Annotated in this window: 18 protein-coding genes; 17 read left to right on the plus strand and 1 reads right to left on the minus strand. The window is 36.7% G+C overall.

Going from position 1 to position 17686, the window contains the following annotated elements; genetic code table 11:
- Positions 1-2 precede the first annotated feature (2 nt).
- The 17 genes from ACTTKP_RS05855 (at position 3) to ilvC (ending at position 17492) form a co-directional block, all read left to right on the plus strand.
- Positions 3-650 carry a CDP-alcohol phosphatidyltransferase family protein gene (locus ACTTKP_RS05855; RefSeq protein WP_442552969.1) on the plus strand — a complete coding sequence of 216 codons (648 nt, stop codon included), beginning with the start codon at positions 3-5 and terminating at the stop codon, positions 648-650.
- A gap of 2 nt (positions 651-652) precedes the next feature.
- Positions 653-1489: a phosphatidylserine decarboxylase gene (locus ACTTKP_RS05860; RefSeq protein ID WP_442552970.1), complete on the plus strand. Its 837-nt coding sequence runs from the start codon at positions 653-655 to the stop codon at positions 1487-1489.
- 4 nt (positions 1490-1493) lie between these two features.
- On the plus strand, positions 1494-3770 hold the full coding sequence (locus ACTTKP_RS05865; protein ID WP_442552971.1) for an EAL domain-containing protein: 2277 nt from the start codon (positions 1494-1496) through the stop codon (positions 3768-3770).
- A gap of 190 nt (positions 3771-3960) precedes the next feature.
- Positions 3961-6054 carry a polyribonucleotide nucleotidyltransferase gene (locus tag ACTTKP_RS05870; protein WP_442552972.1) on the plus strand — a complete coding sequence of 698 codons (2094 nt, stop codon included), beginning with the start codon at positions 3961-3963 and terminating at the stop codon, positions 6052-6054.
- A gap of 75 nt (positions 6055-6129) precedes the next feature.
- Positions 6130-6765: a redox-sensing transcriptional repressor Rex gene (locus ACTTKP_RS05875; protein ID WP_442552973.1), complete on the plus strand. Its 636-nt coding sequence runs from the start codon at positions 6130-6132 to the stop codon at positions 6763-6765.
- A gap of 12 nt (positions 6766-6777) precedes the next feature.
- A complete protein-coding gene (acpS, locus tag ACTTKP_RS05880; protein WP_442552974.1) occupies positions 6778-7137 on the plus strand; it encodes a holo-ACP synthase in 360 nt (119 codons plus the stop codon).
- A gap of 3 nt (positions 7138-7140) precedes the next feature.
- Complete coding sequence (locus tag ACTTKP_RS05885; RefSeq protein WP_442552975.1) at positions 7141-8712, plus strand: NAD(P)H-hydrate dehydratase; 1572 nt, start codon at positions 7141-7143, stop codon at positions 8710-8712.
- Positions 8712-9203, plus strand: coding sequence for a 23S rRNA (pseudouridine(1915)-N(3))-methyltransferase RlmH (rlmH, locus tag ACTTKP_RS05890; protein WP_442552976.1), 492 nt, complete (start codon positions 8712-8714; stop codon positions 9201-9203). The genes ACTTKP_RS05885 and rlmH overlap by 1 nt, the downstream gene beginning before the upstream one ends.
- 79 nt (positions 9204-9282) lie before the next feature.
- Positions 9283-9759 (plus strand): hypothetical protein, encoded by a 477-nt coding sequence (locus ACTTKP_RS05895; protein ID WP_442552977.1) that lies wholly within the window; start codon positions 9283-9285, stop codon positions 9757-9759.
- A gap of 155 nt (positions 9760-9914) precedes the next feature.
- A complete protein-coding gene (mscL, locus tag ACTTKP_RS05900; protein ID WP_442552978.1) occupies positions 9915-10334 on the plus strand; it encodes a large conductance mechanosensitive channel protein MscL in 420 nt (139 codons plus the stop codon).
- 139 nt (positions 10335-10473) lie between these two features.
- Complete coding sequence (gene eno / locus ACTTKP_RS05905) at positions 10474-11781, plus strand: phosphopyruvate hydratase (protein ID WP_442552979.1); 1308 nt, start codon at positions 10474-10476, stop codon at positions 11779-11781.
- 175 nt (positions 11782-11956) lie between these two features.
- Positions 11957-12406 carry a D-aminoacyl-tRNA deacylase gene (gene dtd, locus ACTTKP_RS05910; protein ID WP_442552980.1) on the plus strand — a complete coding sequence of 150 codons (450 nt, stop codon included), beginning with the start codon at positions 11957-11959 and terminating at the stop codon, positions 12404-12406.
- Positions 12407-12442: 36 nt separating this feature from the next.
- Positions 12443-14539, plus strand: coding sequence for a glycogen debranching protein (locus ACTTKP_RS05915; protein ID WP_442552981.1), 2097 nt, complete (start codon positions 12443-12445; stop codon positions 14537-14539).
- Positions 14540-14738: 199 nt separating this feature from the next.
- Positions 14739-14969 carry a hypothetical protein gene (locus tag ACTTKP_RS05920; protein ID WP_442552982.1) on the plus strand — a complete coding sequence of 77 codons (231 nt, stop codon included), beginning with the start codon at positions 14739-14741 and terminating at the stop codon, positions 14967-14969.
- A gap of 470 nt (positions 14970-15439) precedes the next feature.
- On the plus strand, positions 15440-15778 hold the full coding sequence (locus tag ACTTKP_RS05925; RefSeq protein ID WP_442552983.1) for a cyclic-di-AMP receptor: 339 nt from the start codon (positions 15440-15442) through the stop codon (positions 15776-15778).
- Between the two features lie 116 nt (positions 15779-15894).
- The gene (ilvN, locus tag ACTTKP_RS05930; RefSeq protein WP_442552984.1) at positions 15895-16401 is read left to right on the plus strand and encodes an acetolactate synthase small subunit; all 507 of its coding nucleotides are present in this window, start codon (positions 15895-15897) and stop codon (positions 16399-16401) included.
- 65 nt (positions 16402-16466) lie between these two features.
- Entirely contained in the window at positions 16467-17492 is a 1026-nt protein-coding gene (ilvC, locus tag ACTTKP_RS05935) for a ketol-acid reductoisomerase (RefSeq protein WP_442552985.1), read from the plus strand.
- On the opposite strand, the gene ACTTKP_RS05940 is transcribed toward ilvC, so the two are convergent.
- Positions 17479-17686: hypothetical protein (locus tag ACTTKP_RS05940; RefSeq protein ID WP_442552986.1), on the minus strand; the 208-nt coding region annotated here is incomplete at its 5' end. The genes ilvC and ACTTKP_RS05940 overlap by 14 nt on opposite strands.

Consider the following 17686-nt stretch of genomic DNA (forward strand, 5'->3'; position numbering starts at 1 on the left):
TCATGAAAAAAGGACTGTTGGGATATTATAATTATACGGTTGTACTCACTTATTTGGGTATGCTTTCTGCTTTTGTCGGGATATTAATGATTTTTGAATATAATTTGTCCGTAGCGGTAGTCTGCCTTATGGTGGCAGGGGTATGTGACATGTTTGACGGTATGGTGGCAGCTACAAAAGAAAGAGATGACAGAGAAAAGAGATTTGGTATTCAGATAGATTCTTTAAGTGACCTTATAAGCTTTGGAGTATTTCCTGCTTTATTTGTATATTCTTTGCCGGGTTATACAATTCTTTCCGGTGTTTTAGCATCATTTTATTTGCTTGCAGCTCTGATAAGGCTTGCATATTTCAATGTGCTTGAAGAGGAAAGACAGAGAGAAACAACAAAACCCAGAACCATATATTTCGGCTTACCGGTAACTACCATAGCAATTTCTCTTCCGGCTGTCTATATCCTGTCTAATATGGAAATAATCCCCGGTGTTATAGATAGCAAAGTTATATACCTTGTGCTTTTAGCTATTGTAATGTGTGGTTTTTTATCGCCGTTTCAGCTTAAAAAGCCGAAAACCTTTGGCAAAATTGTAATAGTTGCAATAGGACTTTTGGAAGTTATAGGAATTATATTTTTGATGGGATGGCATTAATTATGAGAGAAGATTTTTCTGTAAGGTTTTTATATAATACTAAGGCAGGAAGAGTATTACTTAAGTTACTGACAAAGCCGCTTATATCCAAGATGGGCGGAGCTATATTGGATTCTGCATTTTCGAGGGTGTTAATACCCGGATTTATAAGAAAAAATAATATTTCGTTGGAAGGAATAGAAGTGCCTGCTAAGGGGTTCTATTCTTTTAATGATTTTTTTAAAAGAAGAAAAAAGGCAATTGAAGTTGATGAAAGAGAAAATCATTTTATAAACCCTTGTGATGGACTATTATCTGTGGTAAAATTAGACAAAGAGTGTTTTTTTAGAATCAAGAATACCAGATATAATTTAGCTAAGCTGTTAGAGGACAAGAAGCTTTCAGAGGAATTTGAAGGCGGTTATGCACTTATTTACAGACTTACGCCAAAACATTACCATAGATATATTTTCACGGATAATGCCATAATTAAATCCACAAAGTGTATAAGTGGCAGGTTGCATTGCGTAAGACCTGCGGCACTTCTCAAGTATCCTGTATTTATAGAAAATACAAGAGAATATACAGTGCTTGAAACAGAAAATTTTGGAAAGATTATTCAAATGGAAGTGGGAGCAATAATGGTTGGGAGAATATCGAACCATAAGCTTACCGGCAGAGTTGTAAGAGGAATGGAAAAAGGCTGTTTTGAGTTCGGTGGTTCTACAATTGTAGTTATAGTTCAAAAGGACAGCATTAGGTTTGACAGACAAACCATAACTAAATTGAAGAAGATGAAAGAAGTGCCTGTATATTTAGGCAGGTCTTTGGCAGTAAAAATGGATGAAAAATTGAGGTAGATTAATGAGTTCAATTATAGTAACATTTATGAGTCTGTTTACTATTTTGCTTTGTATTTTAAGTGTATGTATTTATTTGTCATTAAAAAAGAAGCAACCAATTGCAAAGAATGTCAGGTTACTGTTAATAGTCACTGTTGTATCAATTTTTATTCAGGCTTTTTTATTGTTTACTAAGACTGTACAGGTTGCACTGATAATGTATTCAGTTTATTTGGCAAGTATCTGCCTTATGAGATATGTAATACTGAAGATTGCAATTGCAGTAACCGGGCATGAAATTAAAAATATTAAAAAATTTAGGTTTTTATATCTGATAATTATTTTTGACGGGATATTGCTCATAGGCAATATATTTACTAAATCCTTATTTATAATAGAGAAAGTCAAAATAGGGCAGTGGTATTATCATGCCATTATTACACAGCCTCTTTATACACTTCACAGCATTATAGCATATGGAGTTGTAATTCTTACAGGTTTCATAATTATTTATAAAATAGTAGGACTGAGCACTGTGTATTGGGGAAAATACCTCATGCTCCTCTTTGCCTTTGCAGGAGCAATAATCATAAATGCTGTATATAAGATTCTTAATTATGCAATAGATATATCAATTATAGCATATGCGTTGGGTGCTATTGCAACTTATCTTATCCTGCTTGAAAATAAGCAGATAATGCTGATAGATAAGATGCTTTCACATATTATATCTAAAACAGATGATATAATTGTCTTTTTAGATATTGATAATGTATGTGTATATTTGAATGAAACGGCAAAACATTTTTTTGATATAGATGATGATTATTCTTCAGTAATTGAACAGATTAATAAAATGTTTTGTTTGGAGGGGCTTGATGATACAAAGGTAGAATATTCAGCACTTTGTTCTACGCCTATTAAAAGTCAAATGAGGCATTTTGATATTCTTTATAAGAAGCTTTACAGAAATGGGAAAATGGAAGGAAGCTATTATAAGATAAAGGATAAGACGATAGAGATTGAAATTTTTAATAATGATAAGTATAAGGCAACTCATGATAAGCTTACAGGAAGCTATAATGGTGATTATTTTTGTGAAAGGGTAAATGAAATCCTTGCAGATGATCCATATAGAGAATATTATATGGTGTGTACAGATGTTAAAAATTTTAAGCTTATCAATGATTCTTTTGGTAAGGCGGTGGGAGACAGGGTACTTAATTCAATAGTATGGAAATTAAGGGAAAAAATTTCCAAAGATACTCTTTATTGCAGACTTTCCGGAGATAAGTTCTGTGTGCTTATTGAGAAGGAGAAGTATGATGAAAAAGTATTTGTAGAACTTGCTAAAGAGATTTCTATGGAAGATGGAATCCATTATCCTATACATATGCAGATAGGTGTGTATAAGATAGAGGATAGAAGTATTTCAGCCTCAACTATGATTGACAGAGCGGGAATGGCTATTGCAGAAAATAAAGAAGATTATAAGAATAAGATATTTTATTATAATGACAGAATCCGAGAAACTAAATATTGGGAGCAGCGGCTTTCGGGAGAATTGGATAGGGCAATTGAGGAAAACCAGCTTAAGGTATATCTTCAGGCACAGTGTAATAACGAAGGTAAGGTAATAGGTGCAGAAGCTCTTATAAGATGGCTTCATCCTACAGAGGGGATGATACCTCCTTACAGATTCATTGAGATGTTTGAGAAAAACGGCCTTATAAGCAAGGTGGATGTATTTGTATGGAATCAGGTTGCTAAACTGCTTAGAAAGTGGAAAGATGAAGGTAAGGGAGAGTACTATGTTTCTGTAAATATTTCACCTGCTGATTTTTATTTCCTGGATATTTATAAAGAATTTACTGATTTAGTAACTAAATATGAAATAGACCCTTCAAGGCTTAAGCTTGAGATTACCGAGACTGTAATTATGAAGGATGTTGAAAGCAGGCTTATGATAGTTGAGAAGCTTAGAGACTTCGGTTTTACAGTGGAAATGGATGATTTTGGAAGTGGTTATTCTTCACTTAATATGTTGAAAGACATATCGGTGGATGTAATTAAATTGGATATGGGATTTCTTTATAAGACAAAAGATGAGGAAAAGAGCCGTAAGATAATAGAAATGATAGTTCAGCTTTCTAAGGCTCTTGATATGTTGGTAGTTTGTGAAGGAGTAGAAACACAGTCACAGTTTGAATTCTTAAAAAGTGTACAATGTGATTATTTTCAGGGATACTTATTTGCAAAACCTGTATCGATTGAAGAGTTTGAAAAAACAAATATGTAAAACAGTATATCACACCCACTATTGCGATTAGAATATGGGTGTGATATACTATTTTTAGCTTTGTTAATTTTTTGCCGAGACTTCTGAAAAGTTGATTTATCCAAAATTATTCAAGAAACATCTTGCTAAAGTCAGTTTTTCAGTGGTTTCGGGATTTACAAAGCAAGTTTAAAAAGGAGATAGGAAAATTATGTTTAAGAGTTTTAGTATGGAACTTGCCGGTCGCACCCTCACTGTAGATGTGGGTAGGGTGGCTAAGCAGGCAAATGGTGCAGCGCTTATGCACTACGGTGACACAGTTGTGCTTTCGACCTGTACAGCTTCTGAAAAGCCAAGGGAGGGTATTGATTTCTTCCCACTTTCAGTAGAATATGAAGAAAAGCAGTATGCGGTAGGTAAAATTCCGGGTGGCTTCAATAAAAGAGAGGGTAAGGCTTCTGAGAATGCAGTACTTACTTCAAGAGTAATTGATCGCCCTATGCGTCCGCTTTTCCCTAAGGACTATAGGAATGATGTTACACTTAATAACCTTGTAATGAGTGTAGATCCAACCTGCTCACCTGAACTTACAGCTATGCTTGGTTCAGCTATTGCTACAGCAATTTCAGATGTACCTTTTGACGGACCTTGTGCTACTACTCAGGTAGGTCTTATTGACGGAGAATTTGTAATCAATCCAAGTAATGCCCAGATGGTCAGTTCATCCCTCAAGCTTACAGTAGCTTCTACCAAAGAAAAGGTTATTATGATAGAGGCGGGAGCAGATGAGATACCTGAACCTAAGATGATTGAGGCTATTTATAAGGCACATGAAGTGAATCAGGAAATAATTGTATTTATAGAGAAGATAGCTGCTGAGTGTGGAAAGCCTAAGTCAGAATACGAAAGATATGCAGTACCTGAGGAATTATTTGCAGCAATTAAAGAGGTAGTAACTCCTGAGGAAATGGAAAAAGCTGTATTTACAGATGAGAAGCAGGTTAGAGAAGAAAATATTTCTGCAATTATGGATAAGCTTACAGAGCATTTTGCAGAAAATGAAGAATGGCTTTCTTTCCTTCCTGATGCAGTATATCAGTATCAGAAAAAGACTGTAAGAAAGATGATATTAAAGGATCATAAGCGTCCTGACGGTCGTGAAATGACTCAGATAAGAGCACTTGCAGCGGAAACAGATATCATACCTCGTGTACATGGCTCGGCTATGTTTACCAGAGGTCAGACTCAGATTTGTAATATTACCACTCTTGCGCCTCTTTCAGAGGTTCAGAAGGTAGACGGACTTAATGCAGAGGAGACCTACAAGAGATACATTCATCATTATAACTTCCCTTCATACTCTGTTGGTGAGACAAAGCCTTCAAGAGGACCGGGAAGAAGAGAAATCGGACATGGTGCTTTGGCTGAAAGAGCTCTTATTCCTGTACTTCCGAGTGAAGAGGAATTCCCATATGCTATCCGTACAGTATCAGAGACTTTCGAGTCGAACGGTTCAACTTCAATGGCTTCAACCTGTGCATCCTGTATGTCTCTTATGGCGGCAGGTGTGCCTATTAAAAGAATGGTTGCAGGTATTTCCTGTGGTCTGGTTACAGGTGATACAGATGATGATTATGTACTTCTTACAGATATTCAGGGACTTGAGGATTTCTTCGGAGATATGGACTTTAAGGTAACAGGTACCACAGACGGTATTACAGCTATTCAGATGGATATAAAGATTCATGGTCTTACAAGAGAAATAGTTGAGGGTGCAATAGCAAGAACTAAAGAAGCGAGAATGTTTATTATGGACACCTGTATGAAGCCTGCTATAGCAGAGCCAAGAGCAAGTGTCAATGAATATGCGCCTAAGATAGAGCAGATTAAGATTGATCCTGAGAAGATTGGTGAGGTAGTTGGACAGAAGGGTAAGACTATCAATGCTATCATAGATAAGACAGGCGTTAAGATTGATATAACTGATGAAGGAAATGTAAGTATTTGTGGTACTGATATTGATAAGATAAATGAAGCAAAAGAAATTATCAGAATGATAGTTACAGAGTTTGAGGAAGGCAAGATTTATACCGGTAAAGTTATATCTATTAAGGAGTTTGGAGCTTTTGTGGAATTTGCACCGGGTAAAGAAGGAATGGTTCACATTTCAAAGGTTGCAAAAGAGAGAATAAATAATGTTGAGGATGTGCTTACACTTGGAGATATAGTTAAGACCATCTGCCTTGGAAAAGATAAGATGGGAAGAATATCATTCAGTATTAAGGATGTACCTGCCGGAGTATAAAAACAGGTTAAATATGAGAGACCGAATGTAAATTCGGTCTCCGGATTAAACTAAATAGGGGATGGAGGAGATATTATGGAATCAAAAAATATATCCCCTGCAGTCATAAAAAGGCTGCCGAGGTATTACAGATATTTAGGGGACCTTCTTAAGTCGGGAATAGATAGGATTTCGTCAAAAGATTTGAGTGAGAAAATGCAGGTTACAGCATCCCAAATCAGGCAGGATTTAAATAATTTTGGAGGTTTTGGTCAACAGGGATACGGCTATAATGTAGAGTATTTATACAGTGAAATAGCTAAGATTCTGGGACTCGATAAAGATTACAGTATTATTATAGTGGGCACAGGAAACCTTGGTACTGCCTTAACTAATTATACTGATTTTGCTAAGAGAGGTTTTTTTGTAAAGAAAGCCTTTGATATAAGGTCTGAATTAGAGGGCAAGAAGATAGGAGAAATAGAGATTTTAGGAATGGATAAACTTGAAGGCTATATTAAAAATAATCAAGTGGATATAGCGGCACTCACAGTTCCTAAAGATGCAGCTACTGACATAGCTGCAAAACTTGTAAAATATGGAATTAAGGCAATATGGAATTTTGCCCCGGTTGATCTTAGACTGCCAAAGGATGTTATTGTAGAAACAATTCATCTTTCTGATACATTGATGAGACTTTCGTATTCTTTAAAAGATAAAACTTCTAAATAAAGGAAGATAAGAGTGATAATAGGCATTGGCAACGATATAATTGAAAAAGAAAGAGTCAAAAAAGCATGCGTAAAGGATGCTTTTTTGTTATATGTTTTTACTGAAGAGGAAAGAGAACTTATTAAGAAGAAGGCTGATTCAGCGGCCGGCAACTGGGCGGTAAAAGAGGCTGTGGCTAAGGCTATGGGAACAGGTTTTAACGGAATCAGAATTAAAGAAATAGAAGTTCTAAGAGATGAAAATGGTAAGCCTTATGTTAAACTCTATGGTAAGGCATTAGAAAAGCAGAAAGAACTTGGGATTGAGAGATTTTTTGTATCAATTTCCGACACTAAGGAATATACTACAGCTGTAGTGGTTGCAGAGGGGTAAACTATGATAAAACTTGTAGACAGTAAGAGTGCTAAAAAGTTGGACGAAGATGCACAGAAGTTAGGCATCTCGGGAATGGTACTTATGGAGAGGGCTGCGCTTAGTACAGCAGACTTTATTAAAGACAGACTTCTTGCCTGTGAGAAGGATAAAAAAGTTATAGCTATCTGTGGTTCCGGAAACAATGGTGGCGATGGTATAGCCTGTGCAAGAATTCTTCATGAATGGGGATTTAATACCGAAGTATTTGTTGTAGGTAAAGAAGAAAAGTTTACAGGACAGACAAGGTCACAGGTAGATTTGGCTGTAAACAGTGAGATAGACCTAAAAATTGTTGAGCCATCTGAGCTTATAACAGATAGAGATGATTTTTTTAAGAATGTTATTGTAATAGATGCAATCTTTGGCGTTGGTTTTAAGGGCAGACTTGAAGGTGATTTGGAAAAGCTTGCACGTTATCTGAATATGTTTAACTCTGTTAAAGTTGCAGTTGATATTCCCTCAGGAGTAAACGGAAGTAACGGGAAAGTAGAAAGTGCGGCTATAAAATGTGATTATACAATTACCTTTGGTGTAAACAAGACAGGTATAGCGGTATATCCGGGCAAGGATTATGCAGGAGAGGTTATTGTTGCTGACATCGGTTTTCCGAAGAAGGCTCTTGATATGGTATCTTGTAATATCTTTACCTTTGATGAAACAGATATTGAATATTTTCTACCTAAGAGAAAAGAGTATAGCAATAAAGGTGATTTTGGTAAAGTACTTGTTATTGCAGGTTCTGAGGAAATGTGCGGTGCCTCTTATCTTTCAGCTTTGGCAGCATATAGAACAGGAGCAGGGCTTGTAAGGATATTTACACCTGAGGCAAATAGAACCTCATTGCAAAATCTGATACCTGAGGCTATTTTAACCACCTATAATGATAGCCCTGAGATGGATATAAAAGCGGCTACTGAGGAAAAACTATATAAAGCAGTAAAAGAGTGGGCGGATGTAATAGTTATCGGTCCCGGTCTTGGAATCAGCACAAGAAGTAAATCTGTAGTAAAGAAAGTTGTTGATATATCTAAAGTTACAACTATTATAGATGCTGATGGTTTAAAGCTTTTTAGAGAAGTAATAGAGGAAAAAGAAAACAGAAAACTTGACTTAAAAAAAGATTTGAAAACAGGCTTTGTATTAACTCCACATATTAAAGAGTTGTCCGATTTACTGTATTTACCTAAAGAAGAGGTAAAAGATGATATTATTGGCATAGCGGAGGAATTAAAGTATTGTGCAGGTATGGTTGTTATTAAAGAAGCGAGAACCGTAGTTGCGGGTGAGGGCAGATGTTATATAAATAACAGCGGTAATTCAGCTATGGCTAAAGCAGGCTCCGGTGATGTACTTACAGGAATAATTGCTGCCTTAATGGTTGGTGATAAGTTAAGGTCATTTATGATGGTGGCTCTCGGAGTTTATATACATGGGCTTGCCGGTGATATTCTTAAAGAGAAAAAAGGAATTCATGGAATTTTGGCAAGAGAATTAGCAGATGAAGTGGCAGAAGTAATGAAGAGGTATGCGTAGTGAAAATAACTGTTCTTTGTGCAGGAAAGATTAAAGAGAAATATTTTGAAGACGGTATAGCCGAGTATGTTAAAAGATTGTCAAGGTATGCTACGGTTGAGATAAAGCAGGTTCAGGATGAAAAGACTCCGGATAATGCTTCGGCAGCAGAAGAAGAGAAGATTAAACAGGTTGAAGGATTAAGGATGCTTGATTCCCTTAAAAAAGTAGGAAGGAATGACAGTTTTGTATTTGCTCTTGTGATTAAAGGAAAAGAGCTTGATTCTGTAGAACTTTCTGAGAAAATTTCGGAACTTGCTGTATCGGGAAAGAGCCATATAATTTTTGTTATAGGCGGCTCACTGGGGCTTTCTAATGAAGTCATAGCCGAAGCTGATTTTAAGCTGAGTTTTTCAAAGATGACATTTCCCCACCAGCTTATGAGACTGGTTCTGCTGGAACAGGTGTACAGGGCTTTCAGGATTAGGATGGGGGAGCCTTATCATAAGTAGGTATTATTATAAGTAGAAAATTTACAGATATATAATAAAATTGTACTTATATGTAATATAATGGAAAGGAAGATTCTTGATGATACCATTAAAAATAGAGACTTTATTAGAGGGGCGAGTTGTAGAGCATGATCGTGTAGAATACAAAAATGGTTGGAATCCTGATCCTATAATTCATTCAATTTGTGCATTCGCTAAGGGTACCGGTATTCCTAAAATATTACGAGAACTTATAATAAATGGCTCGCCGGAAGTGGAATTTGATATGGATGAAGATAGAACATATTTAAATACAATTATTCATATTCGGAGTGGATTTGAAATGTCCGAATCAATGTCCGAATCAATGTCTGAATCAATGTCCGAATTAGAAATAGAAAGAATGAAAAATATTTTAATGTATCTAAATAAAAACAAAGAGATAAACAGCTCCAATGCAGCAGAATTGCTAAATGTAGAAGTAAAGACAGCAAGTAGACTACTGTTTAAAGCGGAGAAACTAAACATCATTAAGGGAGCTGGAAAAACAAAGAATAAGGTATACTTTATAGAGTAAAGCTTTTGCTGAAGAACATAAGGTATTATTAATAAAAATAATTAATAAAACTGTCTGTTTTTGAAAATTGTGTTGTTAAACCTTCATTAATATGCTATATTAATGCTCTCAATTATCTGCGTAAGTGCAGATGCTATAATTTTATAGGAGGATTTATGAAAAAGTTTCTTGAAGAGTTCAAAAAATTTGCCCTTAAGGGAAATGTAATGGATCTGGCAGTCGGCGTGATTATAGGTGGAGCATTTCAAGTTATAGTAACATCTTTGGTTGGAGATATAATATCGCCTATAATAGGTATTTTTGCAAGTACAGATTTTTCAAATCTTGTATTTACAGTGAATGGAGCCGAGATTAGATATGGCTCTTTTATTACTGCAATTATCAATTTTGTTATAATGGCATTCATTATTTTTTGCCTTGTTAGAGGGCTTAATAAATTAGTATCAGGTAAGAAAGAAGAAGAGAAGAAAAAGCCTACCGAGAAAGACTGTCCATTCTGTCAGAGCAAGATAAGCATAAAGGCAACACGCTGTCCACACTGTACTTCTATGATTGATGCTGATATTAAAATGTAGTTCATAATTGTTTAAAAATATCCATAAAAATTTCTATATTTTTTACAATAAGTATCTAGTTTTTTTTAACTAATTATGGTATCATTTGAGGTGTCTAATAATACTTTACAATGCGAAAAGCATGGAAAGGAAGAAGGAAATGGATTATTTAGGAAATTTAGAAATCGAGAAGGTTATCGGTAGAGAAATAGTTGACTCTAGAGGTAATCCTACTGTTGAAGCTGAAGTTATCTTAGCTTGTGGAGTAGCAGGTAGAGGAACAGCTCCAAGTGGTGCTTCTACAGGTGAATTTGAGGCTCTTGAGCTTCGTGACGGTGATAAGTCTCGTTATTGTGGTAAGGGTGTTCTTAAGGCTGTTGAGAACATCAATACAGTTATAAATGATGTACTCCAGGGAATTAGTGCATTTGATATTTATGCAGTTGATGCAGCAATGATTAAGGCTGATGGAACAAAGGATAAGTCAAAGCTTGGTGCTAATGCTATCCTTGCTGTATCTATAGCAGCAGCAAGAGCAGCAGCTAATGCTCTTGATATTCCTCTTTACAGATTCTTAGGTGGTGCTAATGCTAACAGACTTCCACTTCCTATGATGAACATCTTAAACGGTGGTGCTCACGCTACTAACTCTGTAGATACACAGGAATTCATGATTATGCCTTCAGGAGCTACAAGCTTTAGAGAAGGTCTTAGAATGTGTGCAGAGGTATTCCACTCACTTCAGGCACTTCTTAAGAAAGAAGGACATACTACAGCTGTAGGTGATGAGGGTGGTTTTGCTCCTAACCTTAAGGATGATGAGGATGTTATCGATCACATCATCAAGGCTATCGAAGATGCAGGCTACAAGGCTGGTACAGATTTCGTTATAGCTATGGATGCTGCTTCTTCTGAGTGGAAGGACAGAGAGCAGGGTGTTGGACACTACTTACAGCCTAAGTCAGGTAAAAAGTTTACATCAGATGAGCTTATTGCTCACTGGGAGAGCCTTATTGATAAATATCCTATCTACTCTATCGAGGATGGTCTTGATGAAGAGGATTGGGATGGCTGGAAGAAGATGACAGAGAAGCTTGGACACAAGGTTCAGCTTGTTGGTGATGATCTTTTCGTTACAAATACAGAGAGACTTGAGAAGGGTATTAAGCTTGGCGCTGCTAACTCTATCCTTATCAAACTTAACCAGATCGGTTCTGTATCTGAGACACTTGAGGCTATTAAGATGGCTCACAAGGCAGGCTATACAGCAATTTCTTCACACCGTTCAGGTGAGACAGAGGATACAACTATTGCTGACCTTGCAGTAGCTCTTAATACCTGCCAGATTAAGACAGGTGCTCCAAGTAGAAGTGAGCGTGTAGCTAAGTACAATCAGCTTCTTAGAATTGAAGAGGAGCTTGGTGAGGCAGCTTACTGGCCAGGAGTAAATGCATTTAACCGCAAGTAATATGAATTATTGATAAAAATTATCGTTAGTAAAAGGCATTATTATTACAAGATGGAAGTGACAGCATTGCTAAAACTGATGATTAGATATTTGAACTGCCGTACCGATTGTTAATCGGTACGGTGGTTTTGTGTTGAATGGTTTTGTATTGCATAGAGAGAAAAGGACTAAATTTATGCGTTTTGTGATTCAAGTTGTAGAAAATTCGGATGTTAAAATAGATGGAAAAGTGCGTGGAGCCATAGGCAGAGGATATATGGTGCTTATAGGTGTTGGAAAAGATGACACCAAAGAAGCAGCTGATAAAATGATAAAAAAGCTGATTGGGCTTAGAATAATGGCAGATGAAAATGGTAAAACAAATCTTAGCATAAATGATATGAATGGAGAGCTGTTACTGATATCCCAGTTTACATTGTATGCAGATACAAGCCATGGCAATAGACCGGGATTTACAACTTGTGGTGCTCCGGATATGGCTAAGGAGTTATATCATTATATAATTGATGAATGTAAAAAGAAGGTAAAAAAGGTTGAACAGGGTGAGTTTGGCGCAGACATGAAAGTAACCCTTACAAATGATGGTCCATTTACTATAATTTTAGACTCTGCAGATTTAAAATAATCTGCAACGAAGTAGAATGTGTAATCGGAGGATACTATGGCAGAAGCGAATAACAATCTTTCGTTTGAAAGATTTCATCTTCGACCAATAGACGAAATTAATGGTTTTAAGGTCAGACCCGGCCTTTATGAACAAAACGGAGCAACAGCCATTCCCAGTGGTGTAAATTTTACGGTTCCTACTAATGGGGGTACAAGTGTGGAGCTTCTTCTTTTTAAAAACAGAGAGGATGAGCCTTATGCAGTTATACCTTTTCCGGAAAATTATAGAATAGGCAATGTCTATTCAATGATAGTTTTTGATCTTAATATTGAAGATTTTGAATATGCGTATAGGGTTGACGGTCCTTATGATAAAGAAAAAGGACTGATATTTGATAAAAACAGAATTTTGTTAGATATGTATGCAAAATCAGTTACAGGACAGAGTGAATGGGGTAAAAAGAAGAGCAGCAAGTCTTTTTATAAGGCAAGAGTAGTGCGTAATGATTTTGACTGGGGTAGTGAGCCTAATCCTAATATAGGCCTTGAAGATCTCGTGATTTACGAGATGCATGTAAGAGGTTTTACTAAGGATGAGTCATCCGGGGTAAAATATCCCGGAACTTTTGCCGGAGTGATGGAGAAAATTCCTTATCTCAAGGACTTAGGGATAAATGCAGTGGAACTTATGCCGGTCTTTGAATTTGATGAGATAAAAGAGAATAGAAAGTATAATGATAAAGTGCTGGTAGACTATTGGGGATATAATCCAATAAGCTTTTTTGCACCTAATACCAGTTATGCAGCTAAGACAGAAGATAACAGTTCAGGTACTGAACTTAAAAAACTGATTAAGAGGCTGCATGATAATGGAATAGAATGTCTTCTTGATGTAGTGTTTAACCACACGGCTGAAGGCAATGAAATGGGACCTAGTATTTCTTTTAAGGGATTTGACAATAATATCTATTATATGCTTACTCCTAGAGGAGAATATTATAATTTCAGTGGTTGTGGTAATACCCTTAACTGTAATCATCCTGTTGTAAGATATATGATACTGGAATGTCTTAGATACTGGGTAACAGACTACCATGTAGACGGTTTCAGATTCGATCTTGCCAGTATTTTAGGTAGAAATGAAGATGGCTCACCTATGTCAAATGCACCGCTTTTACAGAATCTTGCCTATGACCAGATACTTGCGGATGTAAAGCTTATAGCAGAGGCTTGGGATGCAGGCGGGCTTTATCAGGTGGGAACCTTCCCTTCTTGGAATCGTTGGGCGGAGTGGAATGGTAAGTATCGTGATGATATGAGAGATTTTCTTAAGGGAGATATAGGACTTATGCCTGTAGCCGCCAGAAGAGTAGCGGGTTCAAAAGATATTTATGATCCGGAACATAGGGGAGAAAATGCTTCTGTCAATTTTATTAACTGTCATGACGGTTTTACACTTTGGGATATGTACTGTTACAATAGTAAGCATAATGAAGCGAACGGTTGGAATAATACAGACGGTGCAGATGATAACAGGAGTTGGAACTGTGGCTGGGAAGGTGAGACAGATAATGAGAACATAAATAAACTCCGTCGCAGGCTTTGCAAAAATGCAATGACAACTCTTCTTATGAGTAGAGGTACTCCTATGTTTCTTGCAGGAGATGAGTTCTTGAATACACAGTATGGAAATAATAACACATACTGTCAGGATAGTCCTATTTCTTGGCTTGAATGGGGCTTTTTAGAAAAGAACAGGGAGCATTTTAGATTTACAAGGCATTTGATTAAATTTAGGAATGAACATCCTGTAATAAGAAAATATATGGGGGGCTGTTCTTTAGGTTTTCCGGATAACTGGTCATTGGGACCGGATCATACTAAGGTGCTAAGGGTAGTATTTGCCGGAAGGAATGCAGAAAACACGGCGGATGACATAGTATGTTTTGCGATTAATACCCATTGGGAGAGACAGGACTGCTATCTGCCTGAGCTTCCACATTATTTATGTTGGCAGATTGAGACAGATTCTTCACTTGAGATATATAAGGCAGGTTTTCCGGAGATTTGGGATAAAAAGGTTAGGACTAATGGCAATATGATTAATATGGAAGCCAGAAGCTCTATGGTTTTTTCTGTGGTCAGAGTATAAAAACAATAGTTTATAAAATAATTTTGATTTTTAAAATAAGACTTTCTATTTAAATGATGATATACTTATCATGGTGACAGAAAGTCTTATTTTTATTTAATGATACAAGTGTCAAAAGTATAAAAATTCTGTGCAAGCCTGCTTGCAAAAGAATTTATTATCTTTTGACACCCACATCATTTAATTGAGGTGAAATACTATGAGAGAAATGGAATTTAAGGTTGAAAGAAGCGGACTTTTAAAAGAAGGGGATGTAGTAAATGTAATCGAAACAGAGCTTGAAAGCTTTCGTTATTATACAATAGAGCATGCCTATGGGATGAGTGGAAACATAGCTCTTACAGAACCGCTTAAAAATTTAACAGGGAAAGTAGTGAAAATGGAAGAAAAACCTATGGGATTTTATGCTACAATTGAATTTGAGGAGTAGGTAATGAAAAATTGGTAATAAATTTCACTGGTAAAAGTCAATATAAAATGATACAATATCAATAGTCAACTTAGAGCAGTGGGGATAGCCTAACGGTTGCCTTTCCGGAAACGGAGAGGAGGTTGGTATGAATACATTAGAAGTGTTAACGCTTTTATTGGTTGTATTTTCAGCCTTAACATATATTGATAATCGAAAGAACCGTAAATAACAGATAGGCTATCCTCTATGCAACTAGGGGATAGCCTGTAATCTGTTAATAAACTTAATAGCTTATAAGTTTCCGCTTGGTAACTGTTGGATGTACCAATATCCTTCAGCCATCTAAGTTGATTATAAACCAATCTTGCAATTTTTGCAAGCAGGTTTGGAGAAGAGGTGCTTTTGTATCTCTTCTCTTAATTGATATATTGTAAATAATTTGGATTAAAAACTGCTATAAGCAAAGTGCGAAAAAGGGGGAAAATATTATGAAGATGATTTATGCGATAGTACATAGTGAGGACGGGGATTCGGTAACGGAAGCCTTAACGGCAAATGGTTATATTGTTACCAAGCTTGCTACGACAGGAGGATTTCTAAGGAGAGGAAATACTACACTTTTGATTGGTGTAGAGGAGGATAAGGTACAAAATGTGATAGATGTGATAGTTAAGGAATCGGGACGGAGAGAACAGATAGTATACAATCTTCCTTATTCACAGACGAGCGGTGTGCCTGTTTCAGGGTATAATGCAGTACCTACTAAGGTAGATGTGGGCGGAGCTACAATCTTTGTAATTGATGTAGAAAGGTTTGAAAAAGTTTAAGAAATATTATAACTATATGGCATAGCTGACATTCTTATCATTACTTGACTTTGACAAAGCTGATTGTTATTATTGGTAACAAGTTTCAAAAAACCATAATATAGGTAAGGAGACATATGAATAAAATTGTATTTTCCGTATTTGTAGATAATACTTCCGGTGTACTTAGCAGGGTTGCCGGCCTTTTTAGCAGAAGAGGATTCAATATTGACAGTCTTACGGTTAGTGAGACTGAGCGGTCAATATATTCGAGGATGACTATAGTTTCTCATGGTGATGACAGTGTATTTGATCAGATTGTAAAGCAGTTGGCGAAACTTGAGGATGTTAAGGAAGTTAAGGTTCTTCACCCTGACAGCTCAGTTACCAGGGAACTTATACTTGTAAAGTTAAAAGCTTCTGCAGTTGAAAGACAGGCTATCATTGCAACAGCTGATATTTTTAGGGCTAAAATTGTAGATGTTTCTAATGAATCGCTTACAGTGGAGCTGACAGGCAATCAGACTAAGATAGAGGCATTTTTAAGTTTGCTTGGCAAGGATAAGATAATAGAAATGGTTCGCACGGGTGTGACAGGTCTTGAGAGAGGTTCTGAGGCTCGTGGTGAAATGTGGGATGATTAGTTTTAGAGTAATGAAGAATAAACCCTAATTTGGGATAAACTTTAATAAAAATGGAGGAATTAGCTATGTCAGATGCAAGAATATTTTATCAGAAAGACTGTAATCTTTCTTTATTAGAAGGTAAAACAATTGCAATTATTGGTTATGGAAGTCAGGGACATGCACATGCACTTAATCTTAAAGAGTCAGGCTGTAATGTAGTTATCGGTCTTTATGAGGGTAGTAAATCATGGGCTAAGGCTGAGGCTCAGGGACTTAAGGTGCTAACAGCAGCTGAAGCTGCAAAGATTGCAGATATCGTTATGATTCTTATAAATGATGAGCTCCAGGCTAAGCTTTATAAGGAGAGCATCAGACCAAATCTTGTGCCGGGCAATATGCTTATGTTTGCTCATGGTTTTAATGTGCATTATGGTCTTATTACTGCTCCGGATGGTGTAGATGTTACGATGATAGCTCCTAAGGCTCCGGGACATACTGTTCGTTCTGAGTATTTAGAGGGTAAGGGAACACCTTGTTTAGTAGCTGTACATCAGGATGCCACAGGTAAGGCTCTTGATATGGCACTTGCTTATGGTGCCGGTATAGGTGGAGCAAGAGCAGGTATTCTTGAGACAACCTTTAGAACAGAGACAGAAACAGACCTCTTCGGTGAGCAGGCTGTACTTTGTGGTGGTGTTTGTGCACTTATGCAGGCCGGCTTTGAGACTCTTGTAGAAGCAGGTTATGATCCAAGAAATGCTTATTTTGAATGTGTACATGAGATGAAGCTTATAGTTGACCTTATATATCAGTCAGGCTTTGCAGGTATGAGATATTCTGTTTCCAATACTGCTGAGTATGGTGATTATATTACCGGACCTAAGATTATAACTGATGAGACTAAGAAGTCTATGAAGAAGATTCTTGCTGATATTCAGGATGGTACTTTTGCTAAGGATTTCCTGCTTGATATGAGTGAGGCAGGAGGTCAGGTACATTTCAATGCTATGAGAAAGCTTCAGGCTGAGCAGCCTTTAGAGCAGGTTGGTAAGGAGATAAGGAAGCTGTATAGCTGGAATAATGAGAGTGATAAGCTTATAAATAATTAAAGTAGTTTTTTGTTAGAATAAGGGTGTGGATTAATTGCTTAGGTGATTGGTTCATACCTTTTTTGTTTTGGTTATATGTGATTTTAGTGGACGAAGTGACGGCTTGCCCACGCCAGTAGTCCAGACTCGCTCCGGCATCCGCTTCGCTACGCCTAATGCGCTCGCTTAGGCTATGGCTGTGGCAAGCCTGATTT

The sequence above is a fragment of the Catonella sp. genome (genome assembly GCF_052169795.1).
Classification (GTDB): Bacteria; Bacillota; Clostridia; order Lachnospirales; family Lachnospiraceae; genus Catonella.